Source organism: Solirhodobacter sp., assembly GCF_964715405.1.
Map to the genome: position 1 here is coordinate 1 of NZ_CBAICG010000061.1, position 17,443 is coordinate 17,443.

14 protein-coding genes, 1 tRNA gene and 1 pseudogene are annotated in these 17,443 nt (G+C 67.6%); 8 read left to right on the top strand and 8 right to left on the bottom strand.

Annotated features, from left to right (window positions below):
- From AC11WY_RS17885 to fabI, 6 genes and pseudogenes are all read right to left on the bottom strand, one after another.
- Positions 1–746, bottom strand: a pseudogene (locus tag AC11WY_RS17885) (anthranilate synthase component I); the annotation flags it as partial.
- 16 nt (positions 747–762) lie between these two features.
- On the bottom strand, positions 763–2,607 hold the full coding sequence (locus AC11WY_RS17890; protein WP_482928007.1) for a peptidyl-prolyl cis-trans isomerase: 1,845 nt from the start codon (positions 2,605–2,607) through the stop codon (positions 763–765).
- A gap of 66 nt (positions 2,608–2,673) precedes the next feature.
- Positions 2,674–3,852, bottom strand: coding sequence for an aminotransferase (locus AC11WY_RS17895; RefSeq protein WP_482928009.1), 1,179 nt, complete (start codon positions 3,850–3,852; stop codon positions 2,674–2,676).
- Positions 3,853–4,057: 205 nt separating this feature from the next.
- Entirely contained in the window at positions 4,058–4,552 is a 495-nt protein-coding gene (locus AC11WY_RS17900; RefSeq protein WP_482928011.1) for a DUF2127 domain-containing protein, read from the bottom strand.
- A 10-nt stretch (positions 4,553–4,562) separates the two neighbouring features.
- Entirely contained in the window at positions 4,563–5,069 is a 507-nt protein-coding gene (gpt, locus tag AC11WY_RS17905) for a xanthine phosphoribosyltransferase (RefSeq protein ID WP_482928013.1), read from the bottom strand.
- Complete coding sequence (fabI, locus tag AC11WY_RS17910; RefSeq protein ID WP_482928015.1) at positions 5,066–5,908, bottom strand: enoyl-ACP reductase FabI; 843 nt, start codon at positions 5,906–5,908, stop codon at positions 5,066–5,068. Before fabI ends, gpt begins: the two co-directional genes overlap by 4 nt.
- Before the next feature lie 136 nt (positions 5,909–6,044).
- Between fabI and pdxH the strand changes: the two genes are divergently transcribed.
- From pdxH to AC11WY_RS17950, 8 genes are all read left to right on the top strand, one after another.
- Positions 6,045–6,650 (top strand): pyridoxamine 5'-phosphate oxidase, encoded by a 606-nt coding sequence (gene pdxH / locus AC11WY_RS17915; RefSeq protein WP_482928017.1) that lies wholly within the window; start codon positions 6,045–6,047, stop codon positions 6,648–6,650.
- A 119-nt stretch (positions 6,651–6,769) separates the two neighbouring features.
- On the top strand, positions 6,770–7,306 hold the full coding sequence (locus AC11WY_RS17920; RefSeq protein WP_482928019.1) for a cold-shock protein: 537 nt from the start codon (positions 6,770–6,772) through the stop codon (positions 7,304–7,306).
- Positions 7,303–7,773, top strand: a complete 471-nt coding sequence (locus tag AC11WY_RS17925; protein WP_482928021.1) for a DUF192 domain-containing protein — start codon at positions 7,303–7,305, stop codon at positions 7,771–7,773. The genes AC11WY_RS17920 and AC11WY_RS17925 overlap by 4 nt, the downstream gene beginning before the upstream one ends.
- Positions 7,774–7,813: 40 nt before the next feature.
- Positions 7,814–7,890 (top strand) — tRNA-Pro (locus AC11WY_RS17930).
- Positions 7,891–7,994: 104 nt separating this feature from the next.
- A complete protein-coding gene (locus AC11WY_RS17935) occupies positions 7,995–8,477 on the top strand; it encodes a MarR family winged helix-turn-helix transcriptional regulator (protein ID WP_482928023.1) in 483 nt (160 codons plus the stop codon).
- Complete coding sequence (locus tag AC11WY_RS17940) at positions 8,474–9,583, top strand: HlyD family secretion protein (RefSeq protein ID WP_482928025.1); 1,110 nt, start codon at positions 8,474–8,476, stop codon at positions 9,581–9,583. The genes AC11WY_RS17935 and AC11WY_RS17940 overlap by 4 nt, the downstream gene beginning before the upstream one ends.
- Positions 9,584–9,593: 10 nt before the next feature.
- Positions 9,594–11,135 (top strand): DHA2 family efflux MFS transporter permease subunit, encoded by a 1,542-nt coding sequence (locus tag AC11WY_RS17945; protein WP_482928027.1) that lies wholly within the window; start codon positions 9,594–9,596, stop codon positions 11,133–11,135.
- Positions 11,136–11,589: 454 nt separating this feature from the next.
- Positions 11,590–15,243 (top strand): vitamin B12-dependent ribonucleotide reductase, encoded by a 3,654-nt coding sequence (locus AC11WY_RS17950; RefSeq protein ID WP_482928029.1) that lies wholly within the window; start codon positions 11,590–11,592, stop codon positions 15,241–15,243.
- A gap of 277 nt (positions 15,244–15,520) precedes the next feature.
- Here AC11WY_RS17950 and AC11WY_RS17955 read toward each other — a convergent pair whose 3' ends face one another.
- Positions 15,521–16,366, bottom strand: coding sequence for an undecaprenyl-diphosphate phosphatase (locus tag AC11WY_RS17955; RefSeq protein WP_482928031.1), 846 nt, complete (start codon positions 16,364–16,366; stop codon positions 15,521–15,523).
- Between the two features lie 136 nt (positions 16,367–16,502).
- Positions 16,503–17,443, bottom strand: a 941-nt coding sequence (locus AC11WY_RS17960; RefSeq protein ID WP_482928033.1) for an alcohol dehydrogenase catalytic domain-containing protein, incomplete at its 5' end; no start/stop codon positions are given.

The window sequence follows — 17,443 nt, forward strand, 5'->3', positions numbered from 1 at the left end:
ATGTCGCCCGCGCGGATGTAATCCTTCGCCGTCTCCACCGCCGCCATGTATTCGGCCCTGGTGAAGTTCGACACCGGCGCGCCGACCGGCGCGGCCTCGCCCAGATTGCGCGTCTCGGCGGTCGCGGCGCGTTCCAGATCGCGGACCGCGTCCATCACCCGTTCGGCCGCCTGCGCATAGGCCGCGCGCGCCGTGAGACCCGAGGCGACCCAGGCCGGTGACACCACCGTCACCTCGCCCTTGACGCCATCCAGCACCGCGATCACCGAAGGGCGCAGCATCACCGCGTCGGGCAGGCCGAGCGGGTCGGGGTTGACATGCGGCAGATGCTCCACCAGCCGGATCATGTCGTAGCCGAGGTAGCCAAAGAGCCCCGCCGCGATCGCGGGCAGGTCGTCCGGCATCTCGATCCGGCTTTCGGCCAAGAGGGCGCGCAGCGTGTCCAGCGGGTGGCCGGGCAGCGTCTCGAAGCTCAGGGCGTCGAACCGCGCCTGCCGGTTGATGCGGCTGTCGGTGCCGTGGCAATCCCAGATCAGGTCGGGCTTCATGCCCACCACCGAATAGCGCCCGCGCACCTCGCCGCCGGTGACGGATTCGAGCATGAAGCTGTCCTTGCGCGCCTCGGCGAGCTTCAGCATCAGGCTGACCGGCGTGTCGAGGTCGGCGGCCAGCCGCATGTAGACGACCTGATTGCGCCCGACGGACCAACCCGCCTCGAACGCCTCGTATGCGGGGATCAGCGGCACCGGGGGCCCCTTCGGATCAGTGGAACTGCGCGTTGACGGCGGCGACCGCCATCTTGTCGATCGACACCTTGGTCTCGGCGACCAGCGCGGTGGTGAACAGATCAAAGCCGTCCTGGGTGATGCCCTGCGTCACGTCGCCCGCGAACTGGGCCTGCATCTTCACCACGTCGGGGTCGTCGGCCTTCGGCGCGGCGATACTGTCCAGCCGGTAGACATAGCCCGCGCCGGCGTCCTGCATCGACCCCAGATCGCCGGTCGCGGTCAGCTTGAACACGGCCGGCACCAGCCCCTGCGGCGTGCCCTCGATCACATCGCGGCGCGTCATCGGCGCCTCGGTCTCGGGCTTGCCGAAGCTGGCGATGTCGGTGCCGCCCTTGACGGCGGCCGCGATCTCGGTCGCGCGGGCGGCCAGCGCCTTGGCGGTGGCGTCGGCGGTCCAGCCGGTCGTCACCTTGTCGGCAACCTGGTCATAGGGGATCAGCGCGGCGGGCCGCATCTTGTCCAGCCGCAGCGCGGCGATGCCGCCGTCCTTGAGCTGGATCAGCTGCGGGAAGTCGCCATCCTTCGCGGCGGCGGCGGCATCGCGGAACTCGGGGTAGGCCGCCATGCCCGCGCTGTCGCCGGGGGTGAAGTCGATGTTGCCGATCTGCATGTCGGTTTCCTTGGTCAGGTCCTCCAGCGTCGCGCCGCCCGCCAGCTTGTCGTTGATCACCTCGACCTGGTCCGAGATCATCTGGCGTGCCTTCTCGTCCTTCAGGCCCTGCGCAAGCTGATCCCTGGCCTGCTCGAAGGTCGTGGTATGCGCGGCGATGATGCCGTTCATGCGAAAGAGCGCGGGCCCGAGGTTCGACGTCACCGGCCCGGTGACGCCCGGTGCGGTCAGCGCGAAGACCGCGGCGCCCGCGTCCTTGTCGAGCGTGTCCTGCGTCACGTCGCCGAGGTCGACATCGTTCATCTGCAAGCCGCGATCGGCGACCAGTTGCTCAAAGGTCTTGGTGCCCGCGTCGAGTGCCGCCTTGGCGGCCTGCGCCTCGGCCTCGGTCGGGTAGACCAGACGTTCCACCAGCCGCTTTTCGGGCGTCACGAACTGCGCCTTCTTCTGGTCGTAGAGGTCTTGCAGGGTCTTGTCGTCGATGGTGACCTTGGCGGCCAGCATCTCGGGCGTCAGCGAGACATAGGTGATGATCTTGGCATCGGGCGCGGTGAAATCCGCCTTGTGCGCGTCGTAATAGGCGTGCAGGGCCGCGTCGTCGGGCGCCGCGACCGGCGTCGGCAGGTCACCCGCGCCGATCTTCAGCAGCGTGAAGCCGCGCCGCTCGCCCGCATAGGCCACCAGCGCGTCGACAAAGACCTTCGGCGCCGGAACCGCGCCGGTCAGCGCCTGCTGCAACAGCGTGCGCGATTGCTCGATGCGCATCTTCGCCTCGAAGCTTGAAATCGTCAGGCCGTTCTGGCGCAGGGTGAAGGCATAGGTATCCTTGCTGAACTTGCCGTCGACACCCTTGAAGGCGGGCATCGCCTTGATCGCCGCGCGCAGGCCCGCGTTGCCGACCGACACGCGAAGGCGGTCGTTCTCGCTGTCCAGCGCGGCGGTGGTGATCAGCCGGTCGCGCACGCCCTGATCCATGCCGATCTGCAGCGCCTGTTCGGCGGTGAAGGTCTGGCCCAGTTGCGCGCGGTAAGTGTCCAGCTCCTGCTGCAGGGCGCGGGAATAGTCGCCGGTGCCGATCTCCTGATCGCCGACCGTGCCGATCGAGGTCACGCTGCCGCCGAAGTTGGTCACCCCGTAGCCGCCGAGCCCGAAGACCACCGCGCCCAGCATCACCCAGGCCATGATCGCCATGCCGCTCTTGCTTCTCATCGTGCTCCCCGCCCTCGGTCGTCTGCGGCTGCGTGTGTAAGGTGTTGCGCCGGGGCGGGCAAGTCGTCAGATCGTGACGGCCGAGAGGCGGTCGAACAGCGCGCCGATGCCCGCGCGGTCGATGTTGGCGAAGGCGATGCGCAACTGCCGCGCGCCGTCCGGGGCGCCCTCGGGCTGGAACATCGTGCCCGGCAGCATCAGCACGCCCGCGTCCCGCACCAGCCGTTTCGCCAGCGCGTCCGAGGCGATGGCGAACGGATGCTCGACATAGGCGAAGTAGGCGCCGCAGCCCAGCAGGCGCCAGCCGGGCAGGCGCGGAAAGCCCTCAACGATCGCCGCGCGGCGGTCGAGGATTTCCGCGCGTTCGCCCGCCAGCCACTGGCCGAGGTTCTGCATCCCCCACAGCGCGGCGCGCTGGCCCAACTGGTTGGGGCAGATCGCGACGGTATCGAGGAACTTCTCGACCTCGGCCAGCCGTTCGACACTGGCCACCGCCGCGCCGACGCGGTGCCCGGTCAGCCGGTAGGCCTTGGAGAAGGAGTAAAGATGGATCAGCGTGTCATCCCAGTCGGGATCGGCAAAGAGGTCGTGCGGACGGCCGGTGCGGCTGTCGAAATCGCGGTAGGTTTCATCCACGATCAGCGCCAGCCCGCGCGCGCGGCACAGATCGTGGAAGGCGCGCAAGACCTCGGCCGGGTATTCCACCCCGCCGGGGTTGTTCGGGCTGACCAGCACGATCGCCCTAGTCGCCGGGCCGATGAGCCGCTCGGCCGCCGCCGCGTCGGGGATCAGGCTCTCGCCGGTCGGCAGCGGCACCGTCTGCACCCCGGCCATGTCGAGCCACATCTTGTGGTTGAAATACCACGGCGTCGGCAGGATCACCGCATCGCCTTCGCCCGCGATCGTCGCCATGATGGCGCAGAACGCCTGATTGCAGCCCTGGGTTATGGCGACCTGATCCGGCGCGACCTCGCCGCCATAGGCCGCCGACCACTGGCCGGCCAGTTCGGCCCGCAGTTCCGGCATCCCCAGCACCGGGCCATAAAGATGCGCCGCGTCGTCATGCAGCGCGGCCTCGGCGATCGCCTGCCGCAAGGGCAGCGGCGGCGCCTGCACCGGCGCGGCCTGACTGACGTTGATCAGCGGGCGATGGTCGGGAAACACCACCCCGTCGAGCCAGCGCCGCGCCTCCATCACCGGTGGCGGGAAGGTGGCGGCCATGCGGGGGTTCAGGGGGCGGATCATCGGCGGCTCCGGGTGTGGGACGGCGCGACCCTAGCAGCGGCCCCGCCCGGCGAAAAGGCCCCGCCCCCCCTTTCGGTCCGCAAGTATCCTGCGGGGTGATGAGCGCCCGGAAACCCCCCGGTGGGGCGTTTCAGCGAAGAACGCCCGCCCGCATCGGGCGGGCTGGGGGGTGAAAAACCCCGGGCCTTCGGCCGCGGACGGGCGGTCAGCCGCCCCGCGCCCGCTGCAACTGCCGATACTCGCGCCAGACCAGCGCGATGACGATCACGTCGAAGGCCGACAGCCCGATCATCACCAGCGAATGCGACAGCGTGTAGCGGTACATCTGGTAGCCGACAAAGCCCGCCAGCACCGCCATCGAGACCGGATGGGCCCAGCGTCGCTTCGCCAGCAGCGCCACCACCACGCCGAGGTTCAGCACGCCATGCCCGAAGAGGTAGATCGACCAGAACAGGTCGGTGCCGACCGACAAGTCATGCGCGGTGGCCATCAGCCAGTCGGCCAGCGGGTCTTCCGCGCGCCGCGCCAGCAGCCGCCCGGTAAACCGCGCCAGCGGTTCCAGCCAGCCGGCCCAGACCGTGATCTGCAACACCGACGCAAAAAACAACTGCGACGCCCCGATCAGCGCCTGCACCGTCAACCCGACCAGGTAGGAATCGTGCAGGAGGCGCGCGGAGCGGCTGTCGGGCGGGGGTGTCATGGCAGCGGCCTCAGTCCTTGCCGCGGTAGGGTTCCACGTATTGCAGCGCCATGTCCCACGGGAAGAAGATCCACGTGTCCTGGCTGACCTCGGTGATATAGGTATCCACCATCGCCCGCCCCGAGGGCTTGGCGTAGACGGTGGCGAAATGCGCCTTGGGGTAGAGCGCGCGCACCAGTTCCAGCGTCTTGCCGGTATCGACCAGATCGTCGATCACCAGAATGCCGGTGCCGTCGGTGCCCATGATCTCGGCCTGCGGCGCCTTGATGATCCGCGGCGGCGTCTGTTCCTGGTTGTTGTAGGACTTGACCGAGATCGTGTCGACGGTGCGGATGTCCAGCTCGCGCGCCACGATCATCGCGGGGGCCATGCCGCCGCGGGTGATCGCCACCACCGCGCGCCAGGCGCCGTTGTCGGGGCCCTGCCGGTCCAGCCGCCAGGCCAGCGCCCGGCTGTCGCGGTGAATCTGGTCCCAGCTGACGTGGAAGCCCTTCTCATGCGGCAGGCGGTCGGTCATTGGCCTTCTCCCTTGCCGTTGCCGTTGCGGCCGGTGACGGCGTCGATATCGGGCGCGTCCACGGCCTTCATGCCGACAACGTGATAACCGGCATCGACGTGGTGCACCTCGCCGGTGACCGCCGAGCCCAGATCGGACAGCAGGTAAAGCGCGGACTTGCCCACTTCTTCCTGCGTCACGGTGCGGCGCAGCGGCGAGTTCAGCTCGTTCCATTTCAGGATATAGCGGAAATCGCCGATGCCCGAGGCCGCCAGCGTCTTGATCGTGCCCGCCGAGATCGCGTTGACGCGGATGCCATCCTTGCCAAGGTCTTCGGCGAGGTAGCGCACCGACGCCTCCAGCGCGGCCTTGGCAACGCCCATCACGTTGTAATGCGGCATCACCTTCTCGGCGCCGTAATAGGTCAGCGTCAAAAGGCTGCCGCCCTCGGTCATCAGCGCGGCGGCGCGCCGACACACGGCGGTGAAAGAGAACACCGACACATCCATCGTGGTGCGGAAATTCTGGGCCGTGGTATCGACATAGCGGCCGCGCAGTTCGTTCTTGTCGGAAAATCCGATGGCGTGGACGACGAAGTCGATCCGCCCCCAGACCGCTTTCAGCCGGGCAAACAGCGCATCCAGCGAGGCCTCGTCCGAGACATCGCACTCGATCATCTCGGTCGCGCCGATCTGTGCGATCAGCGGCTCGACCCGCTTCTTGAACGGCTCGCCCTGATAGGAAAAGGCCAGTTCCGCGCCGTGCTCGGCGCAGGCACGGGCGATCCCCCAGGCAATGGATTTGTCGTTCGCAAGCCCCATGATCAAGCCGCGCTTGCCGTCCATCAGTCGTGTTGACATGGGATGTTCCTCGCCTGCCTTCTCCTCGTGTGCTTCCGTGTAGGCGATGACGCGCGGCGCATCAAGGGCGGGCGACCGCTTGCACCGGGGCGTGAAACGCGCGATTCCAGCGCGGTCAGCAAAAGGAGTGTGCCGGATGGCGGACAGAAGTGGTATTTTTGCAGGCGACGACCCGTTCGCGATCGCCGCCGCCTGGCTCGCCGAGGCCGAGCCGAAAGAGCCCAACGACGCGAACGCGATCGCGCTCGCCACGGTCGACGCGGCGGGGTTGCCGAACGTGCGGATGGTCCTGCTCAAGGAGATCGAGCCCGACGCCTTCGTGTTCTACACCAACTACGCCAGCGCCAAGGCGCGCGAGATCGAGGCCGCGGGCAAGGCCGCCTTCGTGCTGCACTGGAAATCGCTGCGCCGCCAGATCCGGGTGCGCGGCCTCACCGAGCGCGAGGAGGGACCGCAGGCCGATGCCTATTACGCCTCGCGCTCGCTGAAAAGCCGACTCGGGGCCTGGGCCTCGGCGCAGTCCGAACCGCTGTCGTCGCGCGGGGCGCTGATGGCCGAGGTGGCGCGGATCACCGCGACCAGGGGGCCGAACCCGCCGCGGCCGCCGTTCTGGGGCGGCTTCCGGCTGCGCCCGCTGGAGATCGAATTCTGGGCCGACGGCGCCTTCCGGTTGCACGACCGGTTCCAGTGGCGGCGGGAAACAATTGACTCGGGGTGGGAGATTCGTCGCCTGAACCCATGAATTTCGCGCTTCGTGAAATGCGCGGTCCTCGCGGAGCCAACGATTTGGGCTTGAAATCAGCCGGGCGATGGCCGCAAGTCAGCGGGTGCAAAGTGTCGTTTGGGGAAGCGAATGCTGCGATGAGTGAGGAAGACAAAGCCACGCACACCGTGCATGGTCGGGTGAAATGGTTCGATGTGACCAAGGGTTTCGGCTTCATCGTTGCCGATGATGGCGGCTCGGACATCCTGCTGCACGCCAATGTCCTGCGAAACTACGGGCAGAGTTCGGTGGCGGACGGGGCCGGAATCACGGTCAGCGTCCAGCAGACCCAGCGCGGGGCGCAGGCGGTCGAGGTGATCACCATCGCGCCGCCCGAAGGGGTGGCGCAGACGATGCTCGACGACCTGGGGGGCAATCAGGCCCCGGACCCCAGCACGCAGCCGTTGCAGCCGGCGCGGGTGAAGTGGTTCGACAAGGTTAAGGGCTTTGGGTTCGCCAACGTCTTCGGTACCTCGGAGGACGTGTTCATCCATATCGAGGTGTTGCGCATGTCGGGCTTCGCCGACCTGCAACCGGGCGAGGCGATCTGTCTGCGCATCGTGGATGGCAAGCGCGGCCGGATGGCGACCCAGGTCGCGTCGTGGGAGGCGGCGGCGCGGGAGCGTTCGGCGTGAAGCGTCTTGCGCTGGCCGCGCTGCTGGCATCGCTCGCCGGGGCGGCGCTGGCCGACTGCCGCGACGATCAGGTGGAGTTTCGCGGGCCGGGCAGCGTCGCGCGCTTCACGGTTGAGATCGCCCAGACCGAGGCGCAGCGCGAACAGGGCCTGATGAACCGCACAAGCATGCCCGCCACGGCGGGCATGCTGTTCATCTATGATGCCCCCGTAAATGCGCACTTCTGGATGAAGGACACGCTGATCCCGCTCGACATGATCTTCGTCGATCCGGCGGGTCGCGTCACGCGGGTGCAGGCGAACGCACGCCCCGAAGACCTGAGCATCATCGACGGCGGTCCGAACGTGCAGTTCGTGGTCGAGATCAACGCGGGGCTGGCGGCCAGGCTGGACATTGCGCCGGGTGCCGCGATGCGCAGCCCGCGGGTGCCGCAGGCCGGGGCGGCCTGGCCCTGCACCGCGCCTTAGCCCTTTTCGCCGCGCGCCCGAGCGGCTAGGAAGGGCGCGGCGGAGTGTAGCGCAGTCTGGTAGCGCGCCTGCTTTGGGAGCAGGATGTCGGGGGTTCGAATCCCTCCACTCCGACCACCCCCACCCTAGATGCCATAATGCCACGGCAAGGCCGTTTTGCGTGCCACGCAGGGGATTCGCCTTCGTGGCCGCTTGAACCCTGAGCATGCTTATAATATACCATGCTCATGAAAAACGAAGGTATCGAGAAGTTCGGGCTTTTGCTGCACGATTCGGCGCGCCTGTTGCGCACCCGGTTCGAGGCGCATGGCCGCGCGCTGGGGCTGTCGTCGGCCCAATGGCGGCTTTTGGCGCGGCTCAAGCGGGAAGGGCGCGCGACCCAGGCGCGGCTGGCCGAGTTGATGGAGATCGAGCCGATTTCGGTCTCGCGGCTGGTCACGCGGATGGAGGAAGCGGGCTGGGTCGAACGCCAGCCCGATCCGAACGATCGCCGCATCCGCATCGTGGTGCCGACCGCCCGCACGCTGGACGCGCTGGCCGATATCAGCAGCGTCGCGGCCTCGGTCTATGACGAGGCGATGGCGGGGCTGAGCCAGCCCGAACGCCGGGCGCTGATCGCGGCGCTGACGGTGGTGCTGAACAATCTGTCGGATGCGAAGACCGCTGACGGCGACGCGGCCCGCGCCAAAGAGGATATCGAATGAACGCCGAAAACACGATGAACACCGAAACCGCCGCCCCGGTGGTCGCGCCCGCGCTGCCCAAGCGTCGCGGCCGCCGCGCGCTGCTGATGATCTCGGTGCCCCTGGCGCTGGTGCTGGCGGGCGGCTGGTTCTGGCTGGGCGGCGGGCGCTATGAGGTGACCCAGGACGCCAACCTGCACCAGCCACGGGTGGCGATCTCCGCCAATGTCACGGGTCTGGTGACCCAGGTCGGGTTTACCGACAACCAGCCGGTGAAGACGGGCGACGTGCTGTTCCAGGTCGATCCGGCGCCGTTCAAGCTGACGCTGGCGGCGGCGAATGCGGCGCTGGCGCAGGCGCGCCTGAACGTCGAGCAGATGAAGGTCGCCTATGCCTCGGCCGTCACGCAGGAGAAGGTGGCCGAGGATCAGGTGAGCTACTTCGACAGCGAACTGACCCGGCAGCAGGCGCTGGCCGACAAGGGCGTGGCGGCGACGACCGCGGTGGACGACGCGCGCCATGCCGCCGTGATCGCGCGCGGCCAGCTTGAAACGGCGAAACAGCAGGTCATCAACGCGCTGGCCGCCCTTGGCGGTATGCCTGACATCGCGACCGACAGCCACCCCGCGGTGCTGGCGGCGCTGGCGGCGCGCGACACGGCGCAGTTCAACCTCGACCAGTCCACGCTGCGGGCGCCGGGGGACGGGATCGTCTATCAGGCGGAGTCGTTCAAGCCCGGCCAGTATGTCGTGGCGGGCGCGCCGGTCTTCACGCTGGTGGAAACCGGCAATGTCTGGGTCGAGGCCGACTTCAAGGAAAACCAGTTGACCCATGTCGTGCCGGGCCAGCCGGTGACGGTGACCTTCGACCTTTATCCGGGCCAAACCTTCACCGGCAAGGTCGAGGCGGTCGGGGCGGGGACGGGGGCCGAGTTCGCGCTGATCCCGGCCGAGAACGCCACCGGCAACTGGGTCAAGGTGACCCAGCGCATCCCGCTGCGGATCACCTTGGACATGCCCGCGGGCACGCCGCCGCTGCATTCCGGGATGAGTGCCGACGTCTCGGTCGATACCGGCCGCATCCGGCATCTGAGCGACCTGCTGCCCGCCGCCCTCGTCAACCCGTAAGGCCGCACCGATGAGCCAAGCCGCCCCCTCCGGTGCCACCGAAAAGGTGCATCACCGTGGCCTGATCACCGTCGTGATCATGGCCGCCACCATCATGCAGGTGCTTGACACCACGATCGCCAACGTGGCGCTGCCCGCGATGACGGGCGATCTGGGCGCCAGCCAGGACACCATCACCTGGGTGCTGACCTCCTACATCGTCGCCGCCGCGATCATGACGCCGGTCACCGGCTGGCTGGCGGACCGCTTTGGCCGCAAGGAGGTGTTCGTGGCCTGCATCATCGGCTTCGTCGCCGCCTCGATGCTGTGCGGGCTGGCCTGGAGCATCACCGCGATGGTGGCGTTCCGGCTGTTGCAGGGCGTCTTTGGCGCGGCCATCGTGCCCTTGTCGCAAACCATCCTGCTGGACATCAACCCGCCCGAGAAGTTCGGCCAGGCGATGGCGCTGTGGGGTGCCGGGATCATGGTCGGCCCGATCATCGGCCCGACGCTGGGCGGCTGGCTGACCGAGAATTTCAGTTGGCGCTATGTGTTCTTCATCAACCTGCCGATCGGCATCATCGCGGCGCTGGGGTGCGTGGCGTTCCTGCCGGAAACCGTGCGGCGGTTCCGCAGCTTCGACTTCTTCGGCTTTGCCATGCTGTCGCTCGGGGTCGGCACCCTGCAACTGCTGCTCGACCGCGGCGCGGGCAACGACTGGTTCAATTCCGTCGAGACCTGGGTGGAACTGGGTCTGATGGTGACCGGGCTCTGGGTCTTCATCGTGCATATCCTGACTGCCGAACATCCGTTCATCGACCCGCTCATCTTCACCGACCGGAACTTTGTCACCGGCACGGTGTTCGGCTTTGTCATTGGCCTCGTGCTGTTTTCCAGCCTCGCGCTGTTGCCGCCGATGCTGTCGGTGGTGTTCGGTTATCCCGAGACGACGACGGGTCTGGTGATGGGGCCGCGCGGCATCGGTACGATGATCTCGATGCTGACGGTTGGCCGCCTGGTGCAGAAGATCGACGCGCGCTATCTGGTGATCACCGGGCTGCTGCTGACCTCGGCCTCGTTCTACACGATGTCGGGCTTCACGCCGCAGATGGACAGCTATCCTGTCATCGTCTCGGGGGTCGTGCAGGGCCTTGGCATGGGGCTGGTGTTCGTGCCGCTGTCGACGGTGGCGTTTTCGACCATCGCGGCGCGGTTCCGGGGCGATGCGACCAGCCTGTTCACGCTGGTGCGCAACATCGGGTCGTCGATCGGCATCTCGGTGGTCTCGGTCGTGCTGACGCGCAATATCCAGATCAATCACGCCGAGATGTCGGTGGCGATCAACCCCTACAACGCGGCGCTTTACGCGGTGTCACCGGCGGCGACGGCGGGCAATCCGCTGATGCTGAAGGAACTCGATGGGCTGGTGAACCTGCAGGCGCTGATGGTGTCCTACCTCGACGACTTCAAGATGATGATGATCGTCACGCTCTGCGCCATTCCGCTGGCGGCGCTGTTGCGCAAGCCCAAGGTGAAGCTGAGCGCGGTGGCCGCCGCCGTCGCGATGGAATAAGGCAAGCCGCGGATTTTCCGGATTTCGGCGGGCGCCGTGGCGGCGGGGCCACGCCCCCGCGCGGGCATCCCGCCGCGCCGCAGTTAAGGCGCGCCCTCAACGCCTGTGGATAACTTGCCGTGGCAGAATGGGGATTTCGGCGACCCCGCCCGGTGCTGTCACGAAAGTGAATCACTCCATGCCGCAGACTGGCCGATGGTCAACCTGAAATTTCGGGGGAGAAGTCAAATTTCTCCGTTGACCGACCCCTGCGACTTGCGTCAGGTTGTATGGGCTGACGGCAACGCCACAACATATAGTGGCTCCGGACGCGGGACAGAGTTCAAAGCAGCGATGCGGCCGCGATGCCGCCAAAGGCGGCGCCGATGGGTGTCGCCCTGCCTGTGCTCTTGCCCGTTTCGCGGTCCGGCACAGAAACGGTGGGCCCCTCGGGTCCGGAACAGGGGCAGAGACCATGAAGATCGAGCGCAAATTCACCACCGCGGACGCCGACGCCTACGCCGGCCTCGCGTTCTGCACGACGCTGTCGGAGATTCGCAACCCGGACGGCAAGGTGGTGTTCCGCAACGAGGCCGTCGAGGTGCCCGAGGGCTGGAGCCAGGTCGCCTCGGACGTGCTGGCGCAGAAGTATTTCCGCAAGGCCGGTGTGCCCGCCGTCGCCAAGCGCGTGCGGGAAAAGGACGTGCCCGCGTTCCTGTGGCGGTCTGTCCCCGATGAGGAGGCGCTGGCGAAACTGCCGCAGGATCAACGCTTTGTCGGCGAAAGCTCGGCCAAGCAGGTGTTTGACCGGCTGGCGGGCGCTTGGGCCTATTGGGGCTGGAAGGGCGGCTATTTCACCACCGAAGCCGACGCCCGCGCCTACTACGACGAGATGCGGGTGATGCTGGCGCGCCAGATGGCGGCGCCGAACAGCCCGCAGTGGTTCAACACCGGGCTGCACTGGGCCTATGGCATCGACGGCCCGTCGCAGGGGCACTACTACGTCGATTTCCAGACCGGCACGCTGACCAAATCGGAAAGCGCCTACGAGCATCCGCAACCGCACGCCTGCTTCATCCAGTCGGTGAAGGATGATCTGGTCGGCGACGGCGGCATCATGGACCTGTGGGTCCGCGAGGCGCGGCTGTTCAAATACGGCTCGGGCACCGGCACCAACTTCTCGTCGTTGCGCGGTGCGGGCGAAAAGCTGTCGGGCGGCGGCAAGTCGTCGGGGCTGATGGGGTTCCTGAAAATCGGCGACCGCGCGGCGGGCGCGATCAAGTCGGGCGGCACCACGCGCCGCGCCGCCAAGATGGTGATCTGCGACATGGATCACCCCGACATCGAGGCCTTCATCAACTGGAAGGTCATCGAGGAACAGAAGGTCGCCAGCCTCGTCGCCGGGTCCAAGGCGCATGAACGCGGGCTGAACGAGATTTTCGCCGCCATCGGCCAGTGGGATGGCCTTGCCACCGACGCCGCCGACCCGGCGAAGAACGCGGCGCTGAAGGCGGCGATCCGCGCCGCCAAGAAGGCGATGATCCCGGAAACCTACGTCAAGCGCGTGCTGGATTACGCGGCGCAGGGCTTCGGCTCGATCGAGTTTCCGACCTACGACACCGACTGGGATTCCGAAGCCTACATGACGGTCTCGGGCCAGAACTCCAACAACTCGGTGCGCGTCACCGACGCCTTCCTGAAGGCGGTGAAGGACGACGCCGACTGGGAACTGATCCGCCGCACCGATGGCAAGGTCGCCAAACGGGTGAAGGCGCGCGACCTGTGGCAGCAGATCGGCCACGCCGCCTGGGCCTGCGCCGATCCGGGCATCCAGTTCCACGACACCGTCAACGCCTGGCACACCTGCCCCGAGGATGGCGCGATTCGGGGTTCCAACCCCTGCTCGGAATACATGTTCCTCGACGATACCGCCTGCAACCTGGCCTCGATGAACCTGCTGACCTTCCAGCACGACGGCAAGTTCGACGCCGAGGGCTATGTGCACGCCACCCGGCTCTGGACGATCACGCTGGAAATATCGGTGACGATGGCGCAGTTCCCGTCGAAGGAAATCGCGCAGCTTTCGTATGACTTCCGCACCCTTGGGCTGGGCTATGCCAACATCGGCGGCCTCTTGATGACGATGGGCCTGGGGTATGACAGCGCCGAGGGCCGCGCCCTGTGCGGCGCGCTGACGGCGGTGATGACCGGCGTTTCCTATGCCACCTCGGCCGAGATGGCGGGCGAACTCGGTGCCTTCCCCGGCCATGCCCGCAACGCCGCCCACATGCTGCGGGTGATCCGCAACCACCGCGCCGCGGCCTATGGCAAGACCACCGGCTACGAGGCGCTGGCGGTCAACCCGGTGGCGCTGGATCACGCGAACTGCCCCGACCAGACCCTTGTCGCGCTTGCGAAATCCGCCTGGGACGAGGCACTGAGCCTGGGCGAACAGCACGGCTACCGCAACGCGCAGGTGACGGTGATCGCGCCCACCGGCACCATCGGTCTGGTGATGGACTGCGACACCACCGGCATCGAGCCCGACTTCGCGCTGGTGAAGTTCAAGAAGCTGGCGGGCGGCGGCTACTTCAAGATCATCAACCGCTCGGTGCCCGCCGCGCTGGAAACGCTGGGCTACCGCCCGGCGCAGATCGAGGAAATGATCGCCTACGCGGTCGGCCACGGCAGCTTGGGCAACTGCCCCGGCATCAACCACACCTCGCTGGTCGGGCACGGTTTCGGGGCGGCGGAAATCGAGAAGATCGAGGCCGCGCTGCCCGCCGCCTTCGACATCCGCTTTGTCTTCAACCAGTGGACGCTGGGCGAGAGCTTCTGCCGCGAAACCCTTGGCATCCCTGCCGAAAAACTCGCCGACCCGACGTTCGAACTGCTCCGCCACCTCGGCTTCAGCAAGGCGCAGATCGACGCTGCCAACGACCATGTCTGCGGCACCATGACGCTGGAAGGCGCGCCGTTCCTGAAGCTTGAACACTACGTCGTGTTCGACTGCGCCAACCCCTGCGGCAAGCGCGGCAAGCGCTATCTGGGCGTCGAAAGCCACATCCGCATGATGGCGGCGGCGCAAAGCTTCATCTCGGGCGCGATCTCGAAGACGATCAACATGGCCAATACCGCCACCATCGAGGATTGCCTGGCGGCCTATGCCCTCAGCCACAGCCTCGGGATCAAGGCGAACGCGCTTTATCGCGACGGCTCCAAGCTCAGCCAGCCGCTGGCGTCCTCGCTGGTCGAGGATGACGAGGAGGCCGAAGAGATCCTCGCCACCGGCAGCCAGCAGGAAAAGGCCACCGTGCTGGCCGAGAAGATCGTCGAGCGGATCATCATCAAGGAAATCGTGCGCTCGAACCGCGAAAAGCTGCCGGAACGCCGCAAGGGCTATACGCAAAAGGCCATCGTCGGCGGTCACAAGGTCTATCTGCGCACCGGCGAATACAAGGACGGCACGCTGGGCGAGATCTTCATCGACATGCACAAGGAAGGCGCGGGCTTCCGCGCGATGATGAACAACTTCGCCATCGCCATCAGCGTCGGGCTGCAATACGGCGTGCCGCTTGAAGAATTTGTCGAAGCCTTCACCTTCACCCGGTTCGAGCCGGCGGGCATGGTGCAGGGCAACGACTCGATCAAGAACGCGACCTCGATCCTGGACTACATCTTCCGCGAACTGGCGGTCAGCTACCTCGACCGCACCGATCTGGCGCATGTGAAGCCGGGCGGGCAAAGCTTCGACGACCTCGGTCGCGGCGACGAAGAGGGCAAACGCAACGTCGCCGCCCCGTCGGAGGCCGCGACGAACCGCAGCCTGGAAGTGCTGCGCCAGATCAGCTCCACCGGCTATCTGCGCAAGCGGCTGCCGCAGGAACTGGTGGTGTTGCAGGGCGGCATGAGCGGCGACTCGGTTGCCGCGCTGAACGCCCTGATGCCCGAGATCAGCATGGGCGCTACCGCACTGGCCACCGGCACGGTGACGATCGATGCCCGCATCAAGGCCCGCATCCAGGGCTACGAGGGCGACCCCTGCGGCGAGTGCGGCAACTACACGCTGGTGCGCAACGGCACCTGCATGAAGTGCAACACCTGCGGCGGGACCAGCGGCTGTAGCTGACGGGGCAGGCAAGAAACGACCCACGGGGGGCCCATCATGGCCCCCCGATGCGTTGCGGCGTGCGCCACTTGCCCGATGTGTCCGTTGACACATCGGGCCGCGCCTGCCTGCCCTCTGGCAGGCGCGTTGCCGCGCCAGCCCAGGCAGGCGCGGTCCGATGAACGCGCTCCGCTCCCAGTCGCACCCGACTTGCCCATCGGCCTTCGGCCTGATGGGCAACGGGGCCGGGGCAACTCTCCACTGGAGAGTTACCTTGACGGCCCCGAAGCACCGGAACCTATAGCTGGATCAGCGCCAGTGCCACCACCCCCGCGACCACGCAGTAGATCGCGAAGGGGGTCAGGGTACGCGTCTCGAAGTAGCGCACGAGGAAGCGGACCGAAGCCCAGGCCGATCCGGCGGCGCAAAGCGCGCCGATGAGGGCCGGGCCGAGGCCCGCGCCATGCAGGACCAGCGCCGGAAGCTTCAGCAGGGCCGCGGCAAAGATGATCGGCGTGGCGAGCAGGAAGGAGTAGCGCACCGCGTTTTCGTGGCTCAGGCCCGACAGCAGGCCGCCCGTCATCGTCACCCCGGTGCGCGAGAAGCCGGGGATCAGCGCCAGCGCCTGCGCGCCCCCGATCGCCAGCGCCTGACCCCATCCCAGGCGGGCGAGCTGCGCGTCGTCGTGCGGGCCCTCGGCCACCGTCCGGTCGCGCAGCCGTTCCGCCGCTAGCAGCACCCCGCCGTTCAGGATCAGCGCCACGGCCACCACCGAGGCATTGGCGAAAAGCGCCTGAAGCCGGTGTTCCAGCGCCAGGCCCAGCAGGCCCGCGGGCACCGTACTGGCGATCAAGAGCCAGCCCAGCCGGGCCTCGACATCGCCGGGCGCGATCCGCCGCGCGCCGGCGGAGCGCCGGAGGCCACCAAGAATGCGCCCCCAGTCGCGCCAGAAGAACGCCAGCAGCACGAGGGCGGTGGCGAAATGGGTCAGCACGAGGAACGACAGGAAGGCATCGGACCCGCGGTCGAGGTTCCAGTGCAGAACCGCCGGAAGCAGCACGGTATGACCAAGGCTGGAAATCGGGAAAAGCTCGGCGACGCCCTGAAAGATGCCGAGGATGACGGCCTGAAGGTATGAAATCATGGGGAGACTTTCCGCGCTGGGGTTCCGGGCGGCCGTGCCGCACCGCTTCGATGGCGGCACGGGCGCGATTCGCCTACCGCGAAACGGCGGGCGCGGGACGGCTCGCGCGAATGTGCAGGGGGGGCGGGCCCCGCGCCTAACCCGGCACGATCAGCACGCGGATATCGTCGGGCCCGGTGGGGCTCGCGATGGCGGCGGCGGCCTCGGCCAGCGCGATCGTGCGGCTGATCAGCGGGGCCACGGCGATGCGGCCGCTCGCGATCATCTCGGCGGCACGGCCGTGGGTGAAGGGGTTGAGGAAGGCGTGCAACAGGTCGATCTCGCGGAACAAGAGGTCGAAGGGCTGGATGCCGACCGTGACGCCCTGCGGCAGCACGCCCATCACCACGATGCGCCCGCCGCGCCGCGTCAGGCTCGGCGCCATCGCGACCGTTTCGGGCACGCCCGCGCATTCGATCGTCAGGTCGGCGCCTTCGGGCCAGATCGCGCGGGCCGTTTCAGCCGTTGGCGCGGTGGCGGTGGCACCCAGATCCTCGGCCAGTCGCCGTTTGGTGGCGGATCGCGTGACCAGCAGCGTCTCGGCGCCCGCCAGCCGCGCCAGTTGCAGCGTCAAAAGCCCGATGACGCCACCGCCGAGGATGGTGACGCGCTCGCCCGCCCGCGGCGCGCCCTTGTCGACGGCGTGGAGGCAGCAGGCCAGCGGCTCGCAGAGCGCGCCGTGAGCCGGGTTCAGCGTGGCGGGCAGGGCGAAGGCGCGGTGCGCCGGGATCGCCACCTGTTCGGCAAAGCCGCCGTCGCGGTGGATGCCGATTGCCGACAGCCGCTCACAGAGGTTGACGCGGCCGCGCAGGCATTGCGGGCAGGTGCCGCAGGCGATGTTGGGGTCGCAGGTGACGCGGGTGCCGATCGCAAGGCCGGTGACGCCCGCGCCCAAAGCGGTGACGAGGCCCGAGAATTCATGCCCCAGCGTCACCGGCGGGGTGCAGGGAAACTCGCCGCGGTAGAGGTGGCGGTCGGTGCCGCAGATGCCCGCCGCCTCGATCCGCACCAGCACCTCGCCGGGGGCGGGGGCGGGGT

Bases quoted from the DNA above. Each gene is read 5' to 3' on its own strand.
- AC11WY_RS17890 (WP_482928007.1), bottom strand. From the start codon at position 2,607: ATGAGAAGCAAGAGCGGCATGGCGATCATGGCCTGGGTGATGCTGGGC.
- AC11WY_RS17895 (WP_482928009.1), bottom strand. From the start codon at position 3,852: ATGATCCGCCCCCTGAACCCCCGCATGGCCGCCACCTTCCCGCCACCG.
- AC11WY_RS17900 (WP_482928011.1), bottom strand. From the start codon at position 4,552: ATGACACCCCCGCCCGACAGCCGCTCCGCGCGCCTCCTGCACGATTCC.
- gpt (WP_482928013.1), bottom strand. From the start codon at position 5,069: ATGACCGACCGCCTGCCGCATGAGAAGGGCTTCCACGTCAGCTGGGAC.
- fabI (WP_482928015.1), bottom strand. From the start codon at position 5,908: ATGTCAACACGACTGATGGACGGCAAGCGCGGCTTGATCATGGGGCTT.
- pdxH (WP_482928017.1), top strand. From the start codon at position 6,045: ATGGCGGACAGAAGTGGTATTTTTGCAGGCGACGACCCGTTCGCGATC.
- AC11WY_RS17920 (WP_482928019.1), top strand. From the start codon at position 6,770: ATGAGTGAGGAAGACAAAGCCACGCACACCGTGCATGGTCGGGTGAAA.
- AC11WY_RS17935 (WP_482928023.1), top strand. From the start codon at position 7,995: ATGCTCATGAAAAACGAAGGTATCGAGAAGTTCGGGCTTTTGCTGCAC.
- AC11WY_RS17940 (WP_482928025.1), top strand. From the start codon at position 8,474: ATGAACGCCGAAAACACGATGAACACCGAAACCGCCGCCCCGGTGGTC.
- AC11WY_RS17945 (WP_482928027.1), top strand. From the start codon at position 9,594: ATGAGCCAAGCCGCCCCCTCCGGTGCCACCGAAAAGGTGCATCACCGT.
- AC11WY_RS17950 (WP_482928029.1), top strand. From the start codon at position 11,590: ATGAAGATCGAGCGCAAATTCACCACCGCGGACGCCGACGCCTACGCC.
- AC11WY_RS17955 (WP_482928031.1), bottom strand. From the start codon at position 16,366: ATGATTTCATACCTTCAGGCCGTCATCCTCGGCATCTTTCAGGGCGTC.